Genomic DNA, 20749 nt, shown 5'->3' on the forward strand with positions numbered 1-20749 from the left:
CCTGCCGGATGACGGCGGGGTCTGTTGGCGCGCCACATCGAGTGACGCGCCGGCTATGCGATTACTGCGGGTCCTTGACGATGGCCACGGCGGTGCCGTTGTCCAGCTTGAGCTGGCCGGAGGTCACCACTTCTTCGCCGGCCTTCAGGCCTTCGAGGATCACCACGCTGCCTTCGCGGCGTTCGCCGGTCTTCACGAAGCGGCGTTCGACGTCCAGCTTTGGCGCCTTGTCGTCGGTTTTGGCGTCGTCCGCTTTCTCACCCTCCTTCGGCTTGTGCGGCACCACCACGTACACCGAGTTGCCATACAGGGTGAAGGCCACGGCAGTCTCGGGTACCACGACCCGCGGCGCACTGTCCGGCAGCTGCACTTCGAGGTTGGCGAACATGCCCGGCAGCAGTTTGCCGTCGGGGTTGGCCAGGCTGGCGCGGACCAGCAGGTTGCGCGTCTGGTTGTCCACCCGCGGGCTGATGGCGTCGATCTGCGCGTCGAAGCTCTGGCCCGGATAGGCCGCCACGCGCACCACGACTTTCTGCCCGCGCTTGAGCAGCGGGAAGTCCTGTTCGGGGAGGAAGAAGTCCACCTGCAGGGTCGTCAGGTCCTGCAGGGTGACGATCTCGGTGCCGGGGGAGACGTAGTCGCCGACGTCCACCTGACGGATGCCGATGGTGCCGGAGAAGGGCGCGAGGATGCGCTTCTTGTCCAGGCTCGCCTTGAGCTGCGCAACGGTAGCGGTGGAGCGGTTCAGCTGGGCGGCGAGGCGGTCGTAGTCACTTTTGGAGATGGCCTGGCGGTCGATCAGGCTGCGGCCGCGTTCGTACTCGACCTTGGCCAGGCCAAGGTCGGCTTCGGCGCTGCGCAGGGTGGCCTGTTCGACGTCGGATTCCAGCTCCACGACGGGCTGGCCGATCCTGATCTTGTCGCCGGAGACGAACTGCACCGCGCTGACCGTGCCGGAGACTTCGGCGGTCAGGGTCACGCCCTGGATGGCGCGCAGGGTGCCGATGGCCTGCAGACGGCTCTGCCAGTCGCGTTGTTCGGCCTGGGCGGCATTCACGCTCACTGGCGGACGCGGCGCCGAGAACATGGCGATCTGTTTCTTGATGGAGAGGTATTTCGAGCCGGCGAGCACCGCAACGATGACGGCAACTACGCCCAGCATGATCAGCATGCGGCGCAACATCTTCCTGTTCCTTGGTACGTGCCTGGCAGCAATCGGGCGCGATCGCTCGCCCACTATTTGCCGGGCGGCCTTCCGTTCGCGCAGATATCGATCAGGCTTTGAAGCCGATACGGGGGACGCCCCATTGCGGGGCGGAATTGCGCACCTTATGCCTGAATGCGCGGCGAGTCAAAGGGCTGCGATTACAAGAGGTTTCCCACGAAAAGTAAGGTTGTTTGCGGCAGATACGCGCTGAATCGGTGCAGCAGACGGAGCCGGGAAGGAGGCCACATCCATGTGGCGCAGGAGGATCAGGCGCTGAGCTTGCGGGTGACGTCCGCCAGTTCGCCGGAGAGGCCGTGCAGGTGACGGCTGGCGCCCTGGGTGCGCACCACGTTTTCCTCGTTGGTGGCGCCAATGGCGGTGATCTCGGTGAGGTTGCGCGAGATGTCCTCGGCGACCGAGGTCTGTTCCTCGGCGGCGGTGGCGATCTGGCGGTTCATGTCGCGGATCGCTTCCACGGCATGGGTGATGCTGCGCAGCACTTCGCCGGCCTGGGTGACGCGCTCCACGCCCTGTTCGCTGCGGGTCTGGCCGCTCTCGATGGCGCGCAGGGCGTTGACCGAGCCGGTCTGCACGGTGTCGATGATCTGGTGGATCTCCGCGGTGGACTCGGCGGTGCGCTGGGCCAGGGTACGGACCTCGTCGGCGACCACGGCGAAACCACGGCCGGCTTCACCGGCGCGGGCGGCCTCGATGGCGGCGTTGAGCGCCAGCAGGTTGGTCTGGTCGGCGATGCCGCGGATCACTTCGAGCACCTTGCCGATGCGCCCGCTGTCGCTCTCCAGGCGGCGGATGACTTCGGCGGTGTTGGCGATCTCGTTGCTCATCTCGGTGATGGTGACGATGGTGGTCTTCATCACTTCGCCGCCCTGCTGGGCGTGCTGGTCGGCATCGTCCGCGGCGCGCGCGGCGTCGGAGGCGTGGCGGGCGACTTCCTGGGCGGTGGCGGACATTTCGTGCATCGCCGTGGCCACCTGGTCGGTACGCGAGAACTGCTCGCGGGTGCCCTCGGCCATCAGGGTGGCGATGGCATTCAGTTCGCCGCTGGCGGTGTCCAGTTCGGTGGTGCTGTGCTTGAGGCGGGTGAAGGTCTCGGCCAGGAAGTCGCGCAGGGTGTTGGCGGCGCGGGCCAGGCGGCCCAGTTCGTCGCGGCGGCTGGCGTCGACGCGCTCGCCGAAGTTGCCTTCGCTGAGCTGGGCGATGTGCTCGATCAGGCGGGCGATCGGGCCGATCAGGTTGCGGTTGACCAGCCACAGGCTGAGCAGGCCCAGCGCGATGCCGGAGATCAGCAGGATCAGGCTGCCGCTGATGACGGTGCCATGGGCGCTCTCGGAAATGCTCTGGGCTTCTTGCTGGGCGTCGCGGTGCAGACTCTCCACCAGGGCGGCCATCTGGTCGCTGGCGGCGCGGTCGATGCCTTTCACCGCGGCATCTCCGGCGCGCGGGTCGCTGCCGGCGGCGAGGTAGGCGTCACGGCCCTTGCGGTAGGCCTGGCCGAGCTGGCGGTGTTCATCGCGCAGTCGGCTGACCTGGGCCTTGAGCTGCGGCTCGTCGGTGGCGTTCTGCTCCAGGCGGCCGAGCACATCCTGCACGGCGCGCTCCTGATCCTCGAACTGGCCCCAGTACTTGCTCAGGTCGGCCGGCTGCTGGCCGCGCAGCAGGACGTTCTTCCATTCCTGCACCTGGATCTTGAAGGCGAGGTTGGCCTGGTCGACCAGCTGCGAGGATTGCAGCGGGCCGTCCAGCAGGCGCTGGTAGGCGCCGACGCTGCCGGAGAGGAAGTGGAAGCAGGCGAGGGCGATCAGCAGCACGAGCAGCAGGCTGCCGCCCAGCAGCGAGAGTATCTGGGTACGCAGGGAAGTGTTGGGGGACATCTTGTTTACGCCTCTAAGACGCAGGGTGGGAATCGGTCAGCCTTTGCATCGGCCGCATGGCAGTCTTCCTGAGGCCAGGGAGACGAGTGGTAGGGGTTTCCGGGCGCTCTGGTACGGGCGTTCTGGCTTGATGCACTGGGTTGTTGTTTACGTAGGAGCGGATTCATCCGCGATCGCTATCCGGCGGCTCCGAGCAAGTCGGTTGACCATCGCGGACGGAGTCCGCTCCTACGGCAATCCAGAGGACGGAGCAGAACTGTAGGAGCGCGCCATGCGCGCGATCGCGGGCATGGCCCGCTCCTGCAGGACGTTCGGTTCAGGCCAGGTGCAGGTGGTTGTCCCAGAAGGCCGGGGGCAGTTCCAGCGGCGTGCCGGCGATGCGTTCGCTGCGGCAGTCGTAGACGCGACAACGGCCCTGGCCGGAGGTGACGACGAAGCCGTCCTTCACCGCGCCGACGCCGGCACAGTCGGGCAGCGGCGCGTCCAGCCGCACGGCGCCAGTATCCAGGTCCCAGATGAAGAAGCGGTTACCGCGCGGAGCGGTGAGGGCGACCAGGCGCAGCTCGTCGTGCACGGCGACGCTGGCGGTGTACTGGGTCATCGCCAGGCGCTGTTCGTCGGCCAGCGGGAAGGCCTGGAAGGCCTCGCCGGGCCGCTTGATGGCGAGCAGGTCGGCGCGGTCATGGGAGTCGCCCATGTACTGCTGGCCAGCGACTATGGTGCCGTCCGCGGCGATGGCCAGGTGGCGCACGCTGTTCATCTGCTGCGGCAGGGTTTCCTTGGAGATCAGCGTGCCATCGCGCTGCATCAGCACCAGGCTCGGCTCCATGGCGTCGAGGTTCATCTCCACGCGGCTTTCGGCTTCGGTGCGGATGCCGCCGTTGGCCACTACCAGGGTTTCGCCGTCGGGCATCCAGGACACCTGGTGCGGGCCCAGGCCGTGGGTGGACACCTCGCCGGTGTGGCTCAGGCGCTCGCCATCGAAACGGTACACACCAAGCAGGCCGCGGCCCGGATCGGTGGTGTCGTTCTCGGTGGCGTAGAGCCACTCGCCGTCCTGGTGCCACACGCCGTGGCCATAGAAGTGGCGGTCGCTCTGCGAGTCGAGGGTCTGCAGCAGGCGGCCGTCGTTGAGGTCGATCAGGTAGCTGTGCCGGCCCGGGCGGCGGGCGACGAACAGCGCCAGCGGAAGGCTGGGATGTTGCACCACGTCGTGGCAGCGCAGGCCGACCTCGGTGGCGAAGGCGCAGCTGCCGTCCAGGCGATAGCCCACGGCGTAGTGCTTGCCATCCGCGTCGTCACGGGCGGACAGCACCAGGGGCTCCTTGCCCTTGCGTGACAGCGTCCAGCCGCCGAAGGTCAGGGCGCCGAGCAGCAGGCTGCCCAGGCCGATCACGTGACGTCGCAACATGGCTTGCACCTCGTTCGCTCTCTATCAGTCGCCGTCGTTGGCGTTGAACCCTAGCTGCACGCCGAGCGCTTTCGCCAGGTCGCCTTCGTGCAGGCGATGGACAACGTTCAGGCTGTCATACAGCTCGTTCAGCTGCTTGAGGCCGGCTTCGTCCTTGAGCAGTTCGCTGAGCGGTTTGTTGATCGCCTTCAGCTTGCCGTGGACGTCGGCGTAGGCCGCGTCGATCTTGCCGGCCAGGTCTTTCTGTTCGGCCGGCAGCAGGGCGCGCAGGCCCTTCTTGTCGGTGCCGTCCCACAGTGCCTGGGCGCCTGTCAGGCTGGAGTCCAGGCTCGCGAGCGACATGTCGCTGCGCCAACCTTCAGCCTGGAACGGCTGTGGGATGCCCTTGCTCTGGCGGCCCAGCGGGGTGCCGAGTTTCTTCTTCAGCATGTCCAGCGCGGTGACCTGCACCCGCAGCAGCTCGGCGATGGCCTCGTGGGCGTCGGCGTAGCGCTCGTTGGGGAACTTGGAGAGCTGGGCGAGCATGCCGCCGTCCTGCTTCCACTGCGCCAGAATGCTCTCCGCCAGGGCCTGCTGGTGGCTGCCGATGGCTTCCAGCAGCGGGCAGTAGCGCGCCTTGGTCTCGGCGTTGGCGAGGTCGATCCTGGCGTCGTAGAGGATGTATTCGTAGGCGGTCAGGCCCTGGACCACAACGCTGGATTTATCCAGGGTCGCCGGGGAAATCGCGTTGCCGCTGTTGAGCAGCTGCTCGACCTGGCGCGCCACGAGGTTCTTCTTGTCCGGCCAGAACTGTACCTGCCAGGAGCGGTTGCCCTCGGCCAACGGGCCGACCAGCAGCGGCTGCAGCTCGGCCCAGGCTTTCTGCGCGGCCATGAAGTCGGCGCGGGCCTTGGTCAGGTCTTCCTTGCCCTGGCAGTAGGCCAGGGCGCTGGCGGCCAGCGCGCGGTCGGCGTCGACCCAGCGGCTGTACGTCGGCAGGATCACCTGCTGGGCCAGCGTGGCGCTGGTGGTGGCCTGCGGGTCGGTGGGCGAGCAGGCACCCAGGGCGATGGCGAGGCTGGTGATCAGCAGTCGGGGGCGGAACATGGTGGGCTCGGCTCCTTAGAGTGAGTTCAAGAACGCCAGCAGGGCATCGCGCTGCCCGGCGTCGAAATTCAGTACGCGTTGCTTCGCCGCTTCGGCTTCGCCGCCGTGCCAGAGCACGGCTTCGAGCAGGTTGCGGGCGCGGCCGTCGTGGAGGAACTGGGTGTGGCCGTTGACCGTCTCGGTCAGGCCGATGCCCCACAGCGGCGCCGTGCGCCAGTCGCGGCCGCTGGCGAGAAATTCCGGGCGATTGTCCGCTAGTCCCTCGCCCATGTCATGCAGCAGCAGGTCGGTATACGGGCGGATGACCTGGTTGGCCAGCTCGGGCTCGGCGGCATTGGCGCCGGTGGTGAACTTGGGCGTGTGGCAGCTGGCGCAGCCGGAGTCGAAGAACAGGCCCTTGCCGGTGAGCACCTGCGGGTCGTCGACCTTGCGCCGCGCCGGCACCGCGAGGTTGCGGGCGTAGAAGGCGACCTGGTTGAAGATGTGCTGGCTGACTTCCGGCTTGCCGCCATCGATGGCGTTCAGGCAGTCGACCTGCGCCGGGGTGCAGTCGTCGTGGGGCAGCAGGTCGCTGGTCAGGCCCATGTCCCCGGAGAAAGCGTGGGCGTTCTGCTGGGCGACGTTGGGTTGCCCGGCCTTCCAGCCGAAGCGGCCGAGCACGGTGGCCTGTTTCTCGTCGTCCCAGACCCGGTTCGGCCGGCCATGGATGCCGTCGCTGCCCTTGGCCTGGAGGTCGGCGTTGGCGAGGATGTCCGCCTCGCTGATGGACTCCAGCAGGCCCAGGCCGATCATCGGCGGGGCGATGCGCGCGGAGAACAGCGTGTTCGGGTGCATCGGGCCGTAGCCCAGGTCGCTGATCAGCAGCCTGGGCTTGCGCAGCTCAACTTCGGTGCCGTCCTTGAAGGTGACCTTCACCGGCTCGTAATCCACCCGCACCTTGCCCTCGGGCGCCACGCCGGGAATGGCCGAGTCCTGGAACTGGCCGCCGTACACCGGCTCGGGCACCACACCCAGGCGCTTGATGGTTTCGACGTCGGCGGAGCCGGCGGGAATCGACAGTCGCACCAGCATCGACACGGCGTTGACGTCGCCCAGTTCCGGCGGATGGCCGCGGCCGTCCTTGATGTGGCAGTTCTGGCAGGCGTTGGTGTTGAACAGCGGGCCGAGCCCGTCGCGCGCGGTGGTGGTGGTCGGCGCAATCACCCAGGGATTGCGGAAGAAGCTGTTGCCCACGGCGAAGTCCAGGCGGCGGCTCGGCGTGAGGTTGCCAGAGGGCATGGAGTAGGCGTTGCGGTCGCTTTGTTTCACCGTGGTGGCGCCGCCGGACAGTGCTTCGCCAGGTTCGGCCACGGCGTGCTGGGAGGTCTCCGGCTTGCACGCGGCAAGGGCGAGGGCAGACAGCACGAGGCACAGGGCGGTACGGCGGGGGAGCATTGGCGGGGTTCCAGAGCGGTGTTATGGCAGCGGGCCATGGTAGCAGGGGCGTCAAATGCAAATATGAAAAATTTGTATTTGCGAACGACTTCTTTTGCCGTCCGGAAATGACAAAGCCCCGCAGGGCGGGGCTTTGCAGAGGCTTGCAGGTGGCTGCGGCGTGGAGCCGCAGCCACCTGCAAGCCGTCAGGGCAGGCTGATCAGAACTGGTGGTCAGCGTTGTCCGGCTTCAGGTCCTGCACGCCGACCGCGGTGGCGGCCTTCTCGATGGCGCCGGTCTGCTTGACCAGCGAAGCGATGGCGTCGCGGATCTTCTGCTGATCGTCCTTGTCTTCCGGAGCGATCATCTGGTCGAAGTGCACACCGTCCTTCTCGGCACGGTCGACGATGATCTGCATCTTGGCTTCGGTGTTCGCCAGGTCGGCCTTCAGGTCGCTGTCGGCCTGGGCATCAGCCTTGGCGACCAGGTCGGACAGGCTCGGGCCCTTCACGACGCTGCCGTCGGTGCGCTTGTATTCGCCGGTGTAGATGTTGCGAATGCTCTTGGCGTTGAAGAACAGGGTGTTGTGGGTGTTGTCGCTGAAGCAGTCGTGCTCGTCTTCGGTGGAGTTGGCTTCCAGCGCGACCTTCATGCGCTCGCCGGCCAGCTCGCCCAGGGACAGCGAGCCCATGCCGAAGAACATCTTGCGCAGGTTGTTCTCGGCGGTGTCGGCCTCGACCTTGGCGCGGTAGTTGTCGGCGACGCCGGCCTTGAAGTTGCCGTGCATTTCTTCCAGGTCGGACACCAGCAGGTCGGTGACGGCCTTCAGGTAGGCGGCGCGACGGTCGCAATGACCGTTGGTGCAGTCCTTGCCCTGGGCGTAGTCGGTGTACTTGCGATCGCCAGCGCCCGGCTTGGTGCCGTTCAGGTCCTGGCCCCAGAGGAGGAATTCGATGGCGTGGTAGCCGGTGGCGACGTTGGCTTCGGAGCCGCCCAGCTCGTTCAGGCCCTTGAGCTTCTCGCCGGTGATTTCCTTGACGTCGATCTTGTCTTCGCCGACCTGGATCTCGGTGTTGGCGACGATGTTGGCGCTGGCGCCAGCGTTGCCTTCGGCGTGCTGGTAGTCCTTGGCGACGTAGTCGATCAGGCCTTCGTCCAGCGGCCAGGCGTTAACCGCGCCTTCCCAGTCGTCGATGATCGAGTTGCCGAAGCGGAAGGCCTCGCTCTGCGAGTAGGACGGGCGGGAAGCGATCCAGGCTTCGCGGGCGGCCTTCAGGGTTTCTTCGCTGGGCTTGGCGATCAGTGCGTCCACAGCGGTCTGCAGGGCCTTGGCGGTGGTCAGGGCGTCGCCGTAGGTGGCTTCGGCGATGTCCAGGTAGTTCTTCACCACGGCCTTGACTGCGGCTTCGTCGACCTTGGCAGCCGCTGCCGGGGCAGTGCTCTGGGTGCTGGCAGCCGGCGCGGCGGCGGGAGCTTCGGCTTTCTTGTCATCGCCGCAGCCGGCGAGGGAGATGGCGATGGCGAGCAGGCTGGCAGTGGCCCAGGGCATACGAGTCATGACGGGTTCCTTTGCATGGAAAAGAGGCGCACGTAAAAAGGACTGCGCAAGAAAATCCGCAACATAATGCGAAAGATTTGCATTTTTGAAAAGGGCGTTCGATAGCGCCGTTCGGTCACGGCGCCAGCAAGTCGCCAGCAGCGGGCAGGGAGAGTCGATTTTTTGTAGGGCCGGGATTCGGCGTGGGGAGGGGGTTAGCCGCCCGATGGCATCAATGCCGCTCGACGGACCCGTTGGGATTGCCGCCGGCCGCTTCGGCCAGGCGTCGCGCCTGCTTGAGGTAGAGGGTCAGCTCGCGGGCCGGCAGCGGCTTGCTGTAGAGGTAGCCCTGACCTTCGTGGCAGCCTTGGGCGATGATGTAAGCCTCCTGCTCGACCGTCTCCACGCCCTCGGCGATCACCTGCATGCCAAGGCTCTTGCCCAGCTGGATGATGGCGCGAACGATGGTGGCGTCGTCGTCGTCCAGCAGCAGGTCCTGGACGAAGCTCTTGTCGATCTTGATCTTGTCCAGCGGCAGGCTCTTCAGGTAGCTCAGCGAGGAGTAGCCGGTGCCGAAGTCGTCGATGGCGATCAAGGCGCCTGCGCGACGCAGGCTGAGCAGGTGCTGGGCGGCGGTGGAGATGTCTTCCATCAGGCCGGTCTCGGTGACTTCCAGCTCCAGCGAGCGCGGCGGCAGGCGGTGCATCTGCAACAGGTTGCTGACCACCCGTGGCAGGGCATTGTGGCGCAGCTGCACGGTGGACAGGTTGACCGCCAGGCGCAGGTCGTCGAAGCCCTGGTCGTGCCATTCGCGCAGTTGGCGGCAGGACTGGTCGAGCACCCATTCGCCGATGCTGAAGATGCTGCCGTTCTGCTCCGCCAGCGGGATGAACAGGTCCGGCGCGACCCAGCCCTGGGTCGGGTGCTGCCAGCGCAGCAGCGCTTCGACACCGACGACGCGGTGATCGCGGTAATCCACCTGGGGCTGATACACGAGGTGCAGTTCGTTGCGTGCCAGGGCCTCGCGCAGGTCCTTCTCCAGCTCGCGGCGGCGGCGCATCTCGCTGTCGACGCTGGCGATGTAGAACTGGTAGCGGTTGCGCGAGCGGCTCTTGGCCAGGGTCATAGTCTGCTCGGCTTTCTGCAGCAGCTTCTCGGTGGTCTCGCCGTCTTCGGGGAACAGCGTGATGCCGATGGTGGCGCGCAGGTGCACCAGGTGCTGGTCGAGCTCGAAGGGCGCTTCCAGGTCGTCGAGGATCTGCTGGGCCAGCTCCGCCGCTTCGTAGGGCTGTTCGATGTCGGCCTGGACCAGGGCGAACTGGTCGCCGCCGAGCCGGGCCAGGGCACCGAGGTGTGCGCTGCGGGTGCGCAGGCGGTCGGCGAGGGCGATCAGCAACTGGTCGCCGAACTGGTAGCTGTATTGCTCGTTGATGCCCTTGAAGTCATCCAGGCCCAGACACAGCACGGCGACGCGGCGTTGCAGGCGCGAGGCGCCCTCGAGGATCTGGTCCAGGCGTTGTTGCAGCAGCTTGCGGTTGGGCAGGCCGGTGAGGAAGTCGTACTGGGAGATGCGCAGCAGGCTGTCTTCGGCTTCCCGGCGCAAATGGCCGTTGCGCTCGATGGAGGCCAGCAGCTGGTTGGCCGTGTTCACCCATAACCCCAGCTCGTCTTTCTCGTGACCGTCGGGCATCGGCAACTTGTGCTGGCTGGGGCGGTCCGGGTTGATCGAGGCGAGGTGCTCGATGATCTTCGACAGCGGCTTGGTCAGCAGCCAGTGGTAGACCATGAACAGCACCAGGCTCAGGGCCATGGCGCGGAGGATGCCGGAGATGAAGATGATCACCGAGGTGGCGACGAAGTCGTCGCCGTAGGGCGCGGTGTCGAGGGTGATCTTCAGGTCGCCGTAGTACTCGTTGGAGCCGCCACGGCCGGCGAGGCGGATGGAGTAGTTCTGCTCGGCACCGAGGATCGGGTCGGTCATCCAGCGGGTGCTGGAGTCCAGCAGCGGGCGGGATTTTTCCGCCAGCATGGGTTCGTCGGGGTGGCCGATGGCGGCGTAGCGCACGGCTTCGTGCTGGAACAGGCCTTCGAGGACCTGCATCGCCATATCGCGGTCGAGGCTGTAGACGGCCTGGGTAGAGGGATCGCGGACCATCGCCAGGATGCGCTGGGCATCGTTGTGCACGGCCTGGCGCGCCTTGTGGGCGTCATAGACGATCTGGGCACAGCTGAGTACCACCCCGACCACGAGGGCCGCGAGCAATACCATTCGCAGCAGCTTGAGGGAGAGGCTGTGCCGGGGATCCAGTTTCAAGGGCTTTCCTTGTTTCTCGCCAGGGGCGAACGACTGGGGCTGAGTATTGGCAATTGGCGCAATGACGTCAAAGGGCCATCGTTGTGTTTCGTGACTGTACCGGCCTTTCAGGTTAGCTGACACGAGGGTGTTACGCGCCCATTACGAAAAAACCCGGCGCGGGGCCGGGTTTTTCGTATCAGGCAGGGTACATTCAGGCTGCGAACTGCTCAGCCACGAAGTCCCAGTTGACCAGGTTCCAGAACGCCTCGACGTACTTCGGACGCAGGTTGCGGTAGTCGATGTAGTAGGCGTGTTCCCAGACGTCGCAGGTCAGCAGCGGGGTGTCGCCGCTGGTCAGCGGGCAGCCGGCGCCGATGGTGCTGGCCAGGGCCAGGGAGCCGTCGGCCTTCTTCACCAGCCAGCCCCAGCCGGAGCCGAAGGTGCCGATGGAGGTCTTGCTGAACTCTTCCTTGAACTTGTCGAAGGAACCGAAGGCAGCGTTGATGGCGTCAGCCAGGGCGCCGGTGGGCTGGCCACCGCCGTTGGGGCTCAGGCAGTTCCAGTAGAAGGTGTGGTTCCACACCTGGGCGGCGTTGTTGAAGATGCCGCCGGAAGAGGTCTTGACGATGTCTTCCAGGCTCTTGCCTTCGAACTCGGTACCCGGAACCAGGTTGTTCAGGTTCACGACGTAGGTGTTGTGGTGCTTGTCGTGGTGGAACTCCAGGGTTTCCGCGGAAATGTGCGGCTCAAGGGCGTTCTTCGCGTAAGGCAGCGGCGGCAATTCGAAAGCCATGGTCTCTCTCCTATCTCACTCAGTCTGGGCTAGCGCGACGTGCGCGCGACCGGTACACGGGGCCGGTTCGATGTTTGTCGCGGCATCCGGGCGTAGCTGCGATACGTCCCCGAAGGGACAGGCAGCGCGCCAGTTGCGTCCGGAAGGCTCAGAGCCCGCCGGCGCCGCGAAGGTCGGATCATAGCACCCGACCTGTGGCATATCCACGCAGCAACTGTAGGGGCAAAGGCCCTGCACAGCGGCTTGCGCCGGAGCGCGACGCTCACTATGCACAGACCGGGATGACGGATCGACGTTCGGATTTGTTCCGCCGCGGGCGCAATCAGCTGGCGAACACCAGCTGCGCGGCCATGCCCAGCATCATCACCGCGACCATCAGGTCCACCAGGCGCCAGGTGGCCGGTCGCGCCAGCCACGGTGCGAGCCACGCGGCGCCGAAGGCCAGGGTGAAGAACCACAGCAGCGAGGCGCTGGCCGCCCCCATGGCATAGGCGCCGGGCGCCGTCTGCTGGGCACCGAGGGAGCCGATCAGCAGCACGGTGTCGAGGTAGACGTGGGGGTTTAGCAGGGTGACCGCCAGCGCGGCCATCAGCACGGTACGGCGTGAACGCGGGCCGGTTTCCTGGGCATCGGCCAGGGCTTCGGGTGCGACTGCGCGACGCAGTGCCTTGAGGCCGTACCAGCACAGGAAGGTCACCCCGCCCCAGCGGGCGATGGCCAGCAGCGTCGGGTTTTCGGCAAGGACCTTGGCCAGACCGAACACCCCGGCGCTGACCAGGATGGCGTCGCACAGCACGCACAGCGCGGCCACCGACAGGTGATGCTCGCGGCGCAGACTCTGGGCGAGGACGAAGGCGTTCTGAGCGCCGATGGCGATGATCAGGCCGGCGGCGACCAGCACGCCGTTGAGGTAGCTCTGCCACATGGTTCAGGCCTCCGGGTTCAGTGCCAGGGCGCGCAATACGTCCAGAGCGCGCGGGCCGTCGGCATGGGCGACGAACAGGTGGTCGTGGTACCAGGCGGCGATCACGTTGCAGCTGATCCCGGCCCTGGCCAGGGCGCCGGCCACGGCGGCGGTGAGACCGACTGCCTGTAGCGCCGAGTGCACTTCCAGGGTCAGCCAGGCGGCGACGTAGTCGAAGCCGAGCCCCGCCTGCTCGGCGTCGGCGCGCGGCAGGATCAGCGTCAGCCCTTCGCTTTCGCGGAAGCTGCCCAGCGGTTGCAGGCCGGCCGGCAACTGGCCGTCGGGCAGGGTGCAGAACACGTACTCGCCATCGTTGAGTACCGGGGTCATGTCGCGCAGCAGCGCGGCCAGGGAGGTTTCGCCAGCCATGGTGGGCCGTCCATAAAGAGTGGGAATGCTGGCGATTGTCCGACTTTGGCCTGTATAAGAAAAACCAATACTGCTGATATCTCATTAGGGAAACTGATCATGTTCGACTACAAGCTGCTTGCCGCCCTGGCCGCCGTGGTGGAGCAGGGCGGTTTCGAGCGCGGCGCCCAGGTGCTGGGGCTGTCGCAGTCGGCCATTTCCCAGCGCATCAAGCTGCTGGAAGCGCGGGTCGGCCAGCCGGTGCTGGTGCGTGCGGCGCGGCCGCAGCCGACCGATCTCGGCCAGCGCCTGCTCAACCATGTGCAGCAGGTGCGCCTGCTGGAGGGCGACCTGCAGCAGTGGGTGCCCGCGCTGGATGACGGCGCAGCGCCCGAGCGCCTGCGTCTGGCGCTGAACGCCGACAGCCTGGCGACCTGGTGGGCTTACGCGGTCGGCGATTTCTGCGGCGAGCGCCATGTGCTGCTGGACCTGGTGGTGGAGGATCAGGAAGTTGGCCTCAAGCGTATGCGCGCCGGTGAGGTGGCCGGCTGCGTCTGCGCCAGTCCGCGCCCGGTGGCTGGCGGGCGCTGCGAGCCGCTGGGCGCCATGCGCTATCGCGGGCTGGCCAGCCCGGAATTCGTCGCCCGGCACTTTCCCAAAGGTGTGACGCCCGCCGGCCTGGTGCGTGCTCCGGCCATCGTCTACGGCCCGGACGATCAATTGCAGCACCGCTACCTGAAGGATCTGGGCGTCGACGGTCACTTCAGCTACCACCTGTGCCCGTCTTCCGAAGGCTTCGTGCGCATGACCAGCGGTGGCCTCGGTTGGGGCCTGGTGCCCGAGCAGCAGGTGCGCGGCGAACTGGAGCGCGGTGAGCTGGTGGATATGCTGCCGGGGCAGGTGATCGACGTGCCTCTTTACTGGCACCACTGGCGCAACGGCGGCGAATTGCTCGCTGCGCTGACCCGGCACCTGCTGGCGAAGGCGCCGGGACTGATGGTGCCGATCAGCCGCGAATGACGATGTTGCCGCTGCCGGGCAACTGCTCGATGCAACGCGCACCGAAGAGTTTCGACGGGGTGAAGTAGCCGACCGTGTTCGGGTTGGCCAGCAGGTGGCGCACCGCAAAGAGCACGCCGTGGATGGTCACGTCGTAGCCGTTGGCAGTTTCCAGCCGTGCGGTACGGCGTTCGCCACGGGCGTTGCGCACTTCGCCCCAGACCCAGGTGCGCAGCTTGCTGCGGGCCAGTTCGTCGGGGCCCTGGACGCGCTTGTCCACCTGCTGCTTGAGCCAGTCCTGCACGCGGTCGCGGCCCAGCAGCGGGCGGATGCTGTCCATAACCCGCATGCCGATGGCGGCGGCTGGCGGCACCGGCAGGTAGACCTCGATGTCGCCGATGCCGGTGGAGTAGTAGGCCGTCGCCACGTCGCCCCAGGGGATGGTCACGGCGTGCTTGAGGCCGCGGCCGAAGTCGATGTCGCGGCGCTTGTAGCCCAGCGGTACATCGCGCAGGCGCCCGGCCTCGCGCACCTTGCCGCCGAGCTTGAGGCCTTCCACGGTGGTCCTGGCGGTGCCCGGCGAGAGGCCGCTGCCACTGTCGAAGCCCAGCGCCAGGTGCGCGGCGTCGGGCATGGCTTCCTTCAGGCAGGCGGCGACGCAGTCGGTGGGGATCACGTCGAAGCCGACGCCGGGGCAGATCACCACGCCGGCCGTGCGCGCCACTTCGTCGAGGCTGTGGGCGTATTCGAAGACGGAAATCTCACCGGTGATATCCACGTAATGTGCGCCGCTGGCGATGCACGCTTCGATCATCGGCGCGGCGGTGGCGGAGAAGGGGCCGGCGCAATTGGCGACTACCGCGACATCTTCCAGTGCGGCCAGGGCGGCGGCGCTGTCGTTCAGGTCGAACACCCGGCATTCCAGTCCCAGGGAGCTGCCCAGCGCATGCAGGCTGGCCGGGTTGCGGCCGCCAAGGATCGGCTTCAGGCCCTCGCGCTGCGCCTGCTCGGCCACCAGCCGGCCGGTATAGCCGTTGGCGCCGTAGATCATCCAGTGGGGCTTGCTCATGGTGTGGCCTCGCCTTGCTGCTGACAGGGGGAATCAGTGTGCATCAAGGGTAGTCGCAACTGCCCGGTGGCTGTCGCCGATCGCAAGTCGTGCAACCCTGGCGCGGCGCTGCGGTCTGCAAGGATTCGTTTCTGGCGTGCAAGGCCAGAGTAGGACGGTGCGGCGCCTGCTAGAGTCGCCGGACTATAAGAACGGGAGTGGCGTGCATGAAGATTCTGGTCACCGGAGCCAGCGGGTTCATTGGCGGGCGTTTCGCCCGTTTTGCCCTGGAGCAGGGGCTGGCGGTGCGGGTGAACGGACGCCGCGAAGAGGCGCTGCAACCGCTGGTGGCGCGCGGCGCCGAATTCATGGCCGGCGACCTGTCCGACCCGGCGCTGGTGCGCGCGCTGTGCAGCGACGTCGACGCCGTGGTGCATTGTGCTGGCGCGGTCGGCGTGTGGGGCAGCCGGGAATACTTCCACCAGGCCAACGTGACCATGACCGAGTCGGTGGTCGAGGCCTGCCTCAAGCAGAAGGTGCGCCGGCTGGTGCACCTGTCGTCGCCGTCGATCTACTTCGATGGCCAGTCCCATGTCGGCATCAGTGAACAGCAGGTGCCCAAGCGCTTCGCCAACCACTACGGCTCGACCAAGTACCAGTCCGAACTGGTGGCCCTCGGCGCCCAGGAGTTCGGCCTGGAAGTGCTGGCGCTGCGCCCGCGCTTCGTCACCGGCGCCGGCGACACCAGCATCTTCCCGCGGATGATCGCCGCACACCGCAAGGGCCGCCTGCGCATCATCGGCCAGGGGCTGAACAGGGTCGATTTCACCAGTATCCAGAACCTCAACGACGCGCTGTTCGCCAGCCTGATGGCGGGCGACGAGGCGCTCGGCCGGGCCTACAACATCAGCAACGGTCAGCCGCTGCCGCTGTGGGACGTGGTCAACTACGTACTGCGCCGGCTCGACATGCAACCGGTGGAGCGGCACATGCCCTACGGGCTGGCCTACAACCTGGCGCTGCTCAACGAAGGCGTGTGCAAGGTCCTGCCCGGCCGCCCGGAGCCGACCCTGCATCGCCTGGGCATGGCGGTGATGGCCAAGGACTTCTCCCTGGACATCTCCCGCGCCCGCCAGTACCTCGACTACGACCCGCAGGCGAGCCTGTGGGATGCGCTGGACGAGTTCTGCGACTGGTGGCGGGTGCGCGGCGCGTAGTGGCTCTTCGTAGGAGCGAGCTTGCTCGCGAACCGCACGGCACCGAAGCTCGGGCTGTTCGCGAGCAAGCTCGCTCCTACAAAAGAGGCAGGCGTTCAGCGCGAGGGGCGGGCACCGCCGCGAAGCGGCCCGGAGTACTGCTGGTCGCCGCCGCCCTGCATCGGCAGGAAGCTCGGCTCCTGCACCACGCGGGGCAGCTTCACGCCGCTCAGCTCACTGAGGCGCTCGCCCAGCTGGCGCGTTTCTTCGCACGCTGAATGGGCGCAGGCGCGCAGCATTCGCTCGATGGCGTCGCTCTGCTGGTACTGGATGTCCAGTGCCTGTTCTTCACGCAGACGGCGGCGCAATTCGCGCATGCAATCCAGGATGGCCTTGTTGAGTTCGATCACCCGACTTCCTCCCCGCGAAGGGCGCCAAAGCGGCGCCAAGTAACCGGAGCGGGAGCAAGGGGCGTGCCACGATGTCGCAAAGCCACTATTGGCGGGTCGCCTGGGGAACTGCGACCTCCGTCACGGGTCTTCTGTGCGCCGACGAGGTGCGTGACGCCCTGTGATGGCACGCTGCTCCTGGTGTCACGCGAACGGATATACTGCGCCCTGCGCAGGCAACACGCCGCTTTATCCCCACAGGTTCATTCCATGCGTAACGACACGTTCGACGAATTCGATGATGTGCCCCACCTTTCCACCGACGCCGCCGACCGCGACGAGTTCGGTCATCACCCGCGCCGTGTGGTCGAGCCCAACGGCCGCCCGCAGCCCCAGCCGGTGAAGCGTGGTGGCGGGACCGGGGCGCTGTGGGCGCTGGTCGCGGCCATGGCCATTGCCCTGGCCGGTGTGGGCTGGTGGAGCCACCAGCAGCTGTTGCTCATGGAACAGCAGCTGATCGCCACCCAGGAAAGCTTCGCCAAGATCAGCGAGGAAGCCGCCGGTCGCCTGGACGATATCCGTGGCAAGTTCGTCGCCAACGAATCCAATGGCATGACCGACCGCGAGGCGCTCAAGCTCCAGGTCAAGCAGCTGCAGGGCCGCCTGGCCGAGCAGGCCAAGGCGCAGCAGACCTCGCTGTCGGAGTTCGACGGCGCCCAGGGCAAGCGCCTGGCGCAGGTCAGCGCCGACCTCAAGGCCCAGCAGGAAAGCGCCGCGCTGCTGATGCAACAGCTCGACGTCAAGCTCAAGTCCATCACCGACGAGCAGGACAAGCTGAAGAACGTGCAGGCCGACCTCGCCACTGCCAACCAGCAGATCCAGGGGCTGAACACCGAGATCGCCAACCTGAAGAAGCAGGGCAACCCGAGCCAGGCGATCAAGAGCCTGCAGGACGACCTGATGCTGCTGCGCGCCGAGGTTGACGGGCGCCAGGGCCAGGCCAGCAGCGATACCAAGGAGTTCGACGTGTTCCGCATCCAGGTGATGCGCAACATCAACACCCTGCAGCAGCAGATGCAGAACCTCCAGCAGCAGATCAGCACCCGCTGATTGGCCTGCCCGGGAAAAGCCCTCGCGCCGAAAGGTCCGGGGGCTTTTTTCTGGCCATCCCTCTTTGGGGGTAGTGAGGGCAATTCTTGTCTTGAATCAGTTTCAGGGCGGGCTTCGAGGCGAATAATCGCTAACAAATGAGAGTCATTCTGATTCTCTCCGTGTTTCGATCATTCGCCCGGAGGCTTCCCATGCACGATCTTCAAGCGCAACGCCGGTACCGCATTGCCGGTTACCGGCCCGGGATCGGCGCCGCCTTCCGCCAGCGGCTGTTCTCCATGGGGCTGTTGCCTGGCGCCGAATTGCAGGTGCGCCGCGTGGCGCCGCTGGGCGATCCGGTACAGGTGGATACCCGCCAGTGCAGCCTGGTGCTGCGCCGCCGCGACCTGGCCTTCCTCCAGCTCGAAGCGCAGGACTGAGCCGCCATGAAGGAGCTGCGCATCGGCCTGATCGGCAACCCCAACGCGGGCAAGACCACCCTGTTCAACCAGCTCACCGGCTCGCGCCAGCGCGTCGGCAACTGGGCCGGCGTCACCGTGGAGCGCAAGGAAGGCAGCTTCCGCACCGCGCGCCACCAGGTGCGCCTGGTGGACCTGCCCGGCACCTATTCGCTGACCACGCTGTCGACCCAGGCCTCGCTGGACGAGCAGATCGCCCGGCGCTGCATCGTCGGTGGCGAGGTGGACGTGCTGGTCAACGTGGTGGACGCCACCAACCTGGAACGCAACCTCTACCTCACCGTGCAGTTGCGCGAGATGGGGTTGCCCTGCGTGGTGGCGCTGAACATGCTCGACATCGCCCGCACCCAGGGCCTGAATATCGACCGCGAGGCGCTGGCGCGGGAGCTGGGGTGCCCGGTGGTGCCGCTGGTGTCGACCCGTGGCGAAGGCATCGATGCGCTGAAGGACGCCATCGATAGCGTGACGCTACAGCCGCCGCTGCAGGTGCCGTACCCTGCCGCACTGCGCAATGCCGTCACGCAACTGCTGCCCGCCGACGCACCGCCGGCCCAGGCCTGGATGGCCCTGCTGGCGCTGGAAGGCGATCTGCACAGCGCCCGTCAGCTCAAGCTCGACCCGGCGAGCCTGCTGGCCGCCCGCGATGCGATCCGCTGCGCCTGCGGCGAAGACCCGGAACTGCTGCTGGTGGACGCGCGCTACCGGCTGATCGGTGAGCTCTGTGAACGCGCCAGCAACCACCGCCAGGCCGCGCCGCATCGTCTGACGCAGATGCTCGACAGCATCGCGCTGAACCGCTGGCTGGGCATCCCGGTGTTCCTCTTCGTCATGTACCTGATGTTCTTCTTCGCCATCACCCTGGGCGGCGCGCTGCAGCCGATCTTCGACCAGGGCTCCTCGGCCCTCTTCATCGACGGTATCCAGTGGCTGGGTGCGCGCACGGGTGCGCCGGACTGGCTGACCGCGCTGCTGGCCCAGGGCCTGGGCGGCGGCATCAACGCGGTGCTGCCGCTGATCCCGCAGATCGGCCTGATGTACCTGTTCCTCGCGCTGCTCGAAGACTCCGGCTACATGGCTCGCGCCGCCTTCGTCATGGACCGCCTGATGCAGGCCCTCGGCCTGCCGGGCAAGTCCTTCGTGCCGCTGATCGTCGGCTTCGGCTGCAACGTGCCGTCGATCATGGGCACCCGTACCCTGGACAACCCGCGCGAACGCCTGATGACCTCGATGATGGCGCCGTTCATGTCCTGCGGTGCGCGGCTGGCGATCTTTGCCGTATTCGCCGCAGCCTTCTTCGGCCAGAACGGCGCACTGGCGATCTTCTCGCTGTACCTGCTGGGCATAGTCGTCGCGGTACTCACCGGCCTGCTGCTCAAGCACACGCTGATGCGCGGCGAGGCCTCGCCCTTCGTCATGGAGCTGCCGCTGTACCACGTGCCGCACCTGCGCAGCCTGCTGCTGCAGACCTGGATGCGTCTGCGCGCCTTCGTGGTCCGCGCCGGGACCGTGATCATCCTGGTCAGCCTGGTGATCGGTGGCCTCAACAGCGTGACCCTCGACGGCCGCCCGGTACAGGGCGACATCGCCGACTCGGCGCTGGCCAGCCTCAGCCACAAGGTCACGCCGCTGCTCAAACCCATGGGCGTGCACGAGGACAACTGGCAGGCCACGGTCGGCCTGGTCACCGGCGCATTGGCCAAGGAAGTGGTGGTCGGCACGTTGAACACCCTTTACACAGCCGAACACATCCAGGGCGAAGCCTTCGATGCCGACGGCTATGACCTCTGGGGCCAGTTGAAACAGGCCGGCGCGGATACCCTGGATGGCCTGCGCGACTCGTTCAGCCTCTGCGTGCTGGCCAACCCGGTCGCCGCGAGCATGGCCGACGGCGAGATGGAGGAGGGCTCCATGGGCACCTTCGCCGCCAAGTTCGGCAGCCCGCTGGCCGCCTACAGCTACCTGGTGTTCGTACTGCTCTACGTGCCCTGCGTGGCGACCCTCGGCGCGCTGACCCGCGAGAGCGGTCGCGGCTGGATGACCTTCGCGGTGCTCTGGGGCCTCAACGTGGCTTATTCGCTGGCGACCCTCTGCTACCAGGTGTTCAGCTTCGCCGAACATCCGCAGTACAGCGCGGTGGCCATCGGCCTGGTGCTGGCGTTCAACCTGGTGCTGTTCCTGATCCTGCGCTGGGTTGGCCGGCGCGGTCTGGAGCTGGAGGGCGAGCGCGTGCTGCGCCCGGCTCCGGCGGGGAGTTGCCACTGATGGCCACGGCAATCGCGGTACGCAACCTGCTCGGCGAGATGGGCGAGGCGGATGTTCCGACCCTGGCCCAGCGCCTGGGGGCCTCGAAGGCTCTGCTCGAAGCATTGCTGGAGCGACTGCTGGCGATGGGCGTGGTGGAAAAGATCGCACCCGAGCCGGCCGCCTGCGGGAGTTGCAAGGGCTGCGCGGAGGCTACGCGATGTGCGACCACGGGGTATCGCCTGGCGGGGCGAACCGTGGCCGTCCCGCTGCGCTGGAGCAATGCGTAGGGCGCATAACCCGGCACGGGTTATCCGCCAGATCGGCGGATAACTCCCGAGGCGTTATTCGCCCTACAGG

At 66.8% G+C, this 20749-nt stretch carries 18 protein-coding genes and 1 pseudogene; 6 read left to right on the forward strand and 13 right to left on the reverse strand.

The features are described 5' to 3' along the window. Window positions 1-61: 61 nt before the first annotated feature. The 11 genes and pseudogenes from J2T47_RS20905 to J2T47_RS20950 form a co-directional block, all read right to left on the reverse strand. On the reverse strand, window positions 62-1183 hold the full coding sequence (locus J2T47_RS20905) for an efflux RND transporter periplasmic adaptor subunit (protein ID WP_253451174.1): 1122 nt from the start codon (window positions 1181-1183) through the stop codon (window positions 62-64). Window positions 1184-1473: 290 nt separating this feature from the next. Continuing rightward, window positions 1474-2241 carry a methyl-accepting chemotaxis protein gene (locus tag J2T47_RS29495; protein WP_437181008.1) on the reverse strand — a complete coding sequence of 256 codons (768 nt, stop codon included), beginning with the start codon at window positions 2239-2241 and terminating at the stop codon, window positions 1474-1476. Window positions 2242-2406: 165 nt separating this feature from the next. Then, window positions 2407-3099, reverse strand: a pseudogene (locus tag J2T47_RS29500) (methyl-accepting chemotaxis protein); the annotation flags it as partial. Window positions 3100-3415: 316 nt separating this feature from the next. Beyond that, a complete protein-coding gene (locus tag J2T47_RS20915; protein WP_253451180.1) occupies window positions 3416-4510 on the reverse strand; it encodes a DUF1513 domain-containing protein in 1095 nt (364 codons plus the stop codon). Between the two features lie 24 nt (window positions 4511-4534). Continuing rightward, entirely contained in the window at window positions 4535-5596 is a 1062-nt protein-coding gene (locus tag J2T47_RS20920; RefSeq protein ID WP_253451183.1) for an imelysin family protein, read from the reverse strand. Between the two features lie 15 nt (window positions 5597-5611). Then, window positions 5612-7030, reverse strand: a complete 1419-nt coding sequence (locus J2T47_RS20925; protein ID WP_253451186.1) for a di-heme oxidoreductase family protein — start codon at window positions 7028-7030, stop codon at window positions 5612-5614. A gap of 200 nt (window positions 7031-7230) precedes the next feature. Further along, window positions 7231-8568 (reverse strand): imelysin family protein, encoded by a 1338-nt coding sequence (locus J2T47_RS20930; protein WP_253451189.1) that lies wholly within the window; start codon window positions 8566-8568, stop codon window positions 7231-7233. 211 nt (window positions 8569-8779) lie between these two features. Continuing rightward, window positions 8780-10861, reverse strand: a complete 2082-nt coding sequence (locus tag J2T47_RS20935) for a putative bifunctional diguanylate cyclase/phosphodiesterase (RefSeq protein WP_081516375.1) — start codon at window positions 10859-10861, stop codon at window positions 8780-8782. 193 nt (window positions 10862-11054) lie between these two features. Then, the gene (locus J2T47_RS20940; protein WP_045211147.1) at window positions 11055-11636 is read right to left on the reverse strand and encodes a superoxide dismutase; all 582 of its coding nucleotides are present in this window, start codon (window positions 11634-11636) and stop codon (window positions 11055-11057) included. Between the two features lie 322 nt (window positions 11637-11958). Beyond that, the gene (locus J2T47_RS20945; protein WP_253451192.1) at window positions 11959-12561 is read right to left on the reverse strand and encodes a LysE/ArgO family amino acid transporter; all 603 of its coding nucleotides are present in this window, start codon (window positions 12559-12561) and stop codon (window positions 11959-11961) included. Between the two features lie 3 nt (window positions 12562-12564). Continuing rightward, window positions 12565-12969 carry an ACT domain-containing protein gene (locus J2T47_RS20950; RefSeq protein ID WP_253451195.1) on the reverse strand — a complete coding sequence of 135 codons (405 nt, stop codon included), beginning with the start codon at window positions 12967-12969 and terminating at the stop codon, window positions 12565-12567. A gap of 93 nt (window positions 12970-13062) precedes the next feature. On the opposite strand from J2T47_RS20950, the gene J2T47_RS20955 reads away from it, so the two are divergent. Further along, window positions 13063-13968 carry a LysR family transcriptional regulator ArgP gene (locus J2T47_RS20955; protein ID WP_253451556.1) on the forward strand — a complete coding sequence of 302 codons (906 nt, stop codon included), beginning with the start codon at window positions 13063-13065 and terminating at the stop codon, window positions 13966-13968. Here J2T47_RS20955 and J2T47_RS20960 read toward each other — a convergent pair. Then, window positions 13955-15016 carry a saccharopine dehydrogenase family protein gene (locus J2T47_RS20960; protein WP_253451197.1) on the reverse strand — a complete coding sequence of 354 codons (1062 nt, stop codon included), beginning with the start codon at window positions 15014-15016 and terminating at the stop codon, window positions 13955-13957. The genes J2T47_RS20955 and J2T47_RS20960 overlap by 14 nt on opposite strands. Before the next feature lie 206 nt (window positions 15017-15222). On the opposite strand from J2T47_RS20960, the gene J2T47_RS20965 reads away from it, so the two are divergent. Then, window positions 15223-16212 carry an NAD-dependent epimerase/dehydratase family protein gene (locus J2T47_RS20965; protein ID WP_253451200.1) on the forward strand — a complete coding sequence of 330 codons (990 nt, stop codon included), beginning with the start codon at window positions 15223-15225 and terminating at the stop codon, window positions 16210-16212. A gap of 95 nt (window positions 16213-16307) precedes the next feature. Here J2T47_RS20965 and J2T47_RS20970 read toward each other — a convergent pair whose 3' ends face one another. Then, the gene (locus J2T47_RS20970) at window positions 16308-16598 is read right to left on the reverse strand and encodes a hypothetical protein (RefSeq protein WP_253451558.1); all 291 of its coding nucleotides are present in this window, start codon (window positions 16596-16598) and stop codon (window positions 16308-16310) included. A gap of 252 nt (window positions 16599-16850) precedes the next feature. Between J2T47_RS20970 and J2T47_RS20975 the strand changes: the two genes are divergently transcribed. The 4 genes from J2T47_RS20975 (at window position 16851) to J2T47_RS20990 (ending at window position 20679) form a co-directional block, all read left to right on the forward strand. Beyond that, window positions 16851-17690, forward strand: a complete 840-nt coding sequence (locus J2T47_RS20975) for an ATPase (protein ID WP_253451203.1) — start codon at window positions 16851-16853, stop codon at window positions 17688-17690. A 191-nt stretch (window positions 17691-17881) separates the two neighbouring features. Continuing rightward, window positions 17882-18109, forward strand: coding sequence for a ferrous iron transporter A (gene feoA, locus J2T47_RS20980; protein WP_081516367.1), 228 nt, complete (start codon window positions 17882-17884; stop codon window positions 18107-18109). 6 nt (window positions 18110-18115) lie between these two features. Continuing rightward, on the forward strand, window positions 18116-20410 hold the full coding sequence (feoB, locus tag J2T47_RS20985) for a Fe(2+) transporter permease subunit FeoB (RefSeq protein WP_253451205.1): 2295 nt from the start codon (window positions 18116-18118) through the stop codon (window positions 20408-20410). Then, a complete protein-coding gene (locus J2T47_RS20990; RefSeq protein ID WP_253451208.1) occupies window positions 20410-20679 on the forward strand; it encodes a FeoC-like transcriptional regulator in 270 nt (89 codons plus the stop codon). Before feoB ends, J2T47_RS20990 begins: the two co-directional genes overlap by 1 nt. Window positions 20680-20749: the final 70 nt, after the last annotated feature.

It is taken from the genome of Pseudomonas nitroreducens, assembly GCF_024170165.1.
Classification (GTDB): Bacteria; Pseudomonadota; Gammaproteobacteria; order Pseudomonadales; family Pseudomonadaceae; genus Pseudomonas; species Pseudomonas nitroreducens_C.

What these genes read in the sequence shown, in the direction of transcription:
- feoA (WP_081516367.1), top strand. Translation starts at nt 17,882, where the DNA reads ATGCACGATCTTCAAGCGCAACGCCGGTACCGCATTGCCGGTTACCGG.
- J2T47_RS20905 (WP_253451174.1), bottom strand. Translation starts at nt 1,183, where the DNA reads ATGTTGCGCCGCATGCTGATCATGCTGGGCGTAGTTGCCGTCATCGTT.
- J2T47_RS20925 (WP_253451186.1), bottom strand. Translation starts at nt 7,030, where the DNA reads ATGCTCCCCCGCCGTACCGCCCTGTGCCTCGTGCTGTCTGCCCTCGCC.
- J2T47_RS20965 (WP_253451200.1), top strand. Translation starts at nt 15,223, where the DNA reads ATGAAGATTCTGGTCACCGGAGCCAGCGGGTTCATTGGCGGGCGTTTC.
- J2T47_RS20940 (WP_045211147.1), bottom strand. Translation starts at nt 11,636, where the DNA reads ATGGCTTTCGAATTGCCGCCGCTGCCTTACGCGAAGAACGCCCTTGAG.
- J2T47_RS20960 (WP_253451197.1), bottom strand. Translation starts at nt 15,016, where the DNA reads ATGAGCAAGCCCCACTGGATGATCTACGGCGCCAACGGCTATACCGGC.
- J2T47_RS20990 (WP_253451208.1), top strand. Translation starts at nt 20,410, where the DNA reads ATGGCCACGGCAATCGCGGTACGCAACCTGCTCGGCGAGATGGGCGAG.
- J2T47_RS20920 (WP_253451183.1), bottom strand. Translation starts at nt 5,596, where the DNA reads ATGTTCCGCCCCCGACTGCTGATCACCAGCCTCGCCATCGCCCTGGGT.
- J2T47_RS20930 (WP_253451189.1), bottom strand. Translation starts at nt 8,568, where the DNA reads ATGACTCGTATGCCCTGGGCCACTGCCAGCCTGCTCGCCATCGCCATC.
- feoB (WP_253451205.1), top strand. Translation starts at nt 18,116, where the DNA reads ATGAAGGAGCTGCGCATCGGCCTGATCGGCAACCCCAACGCGGGCAAG.
- J2T47_RS29495 (WP_437181008.1), bottom strand. Translation starts at nt 2,241, where the DNA reads ATGGCCGAGGGCACCCGCGAGCAGTTCTCGCGTACCGACCAGGTGGCC.
- J2T47_RS20945 (WP_253451192.1), bottom strand. Translation starts at nt 12,561, where the DNA reads ATGTGGCAGAGCTACCTCAACGGCGTGCTGGTCGCCGCCGGCCTGATC.
- J2T47_RS20975 (WP_253451203.1), top strand. Translation starts at nt 16,851, where the DNA reads ATGCGTAACGACACGTTCGACGAATTCGATGATGTGCCCCACCTTTCC.
- J2T47_RS20950 (WP_253451195.1), bottom strand. Translation starts at nt 12,969, where the DNA reads ATGGCTGGCGAAACCTCCCTGGCCGCGCTGCTGCGCGACATGACCCCG.
- J2T47_RS20915 (WP_253451180.1), bottom strand. Translation starts at nt 4,510, where the DNA reads ATGTTGCGACGTCACGTGATCGGCCTGGGCAGCCTGCTGCTCGGCGCC.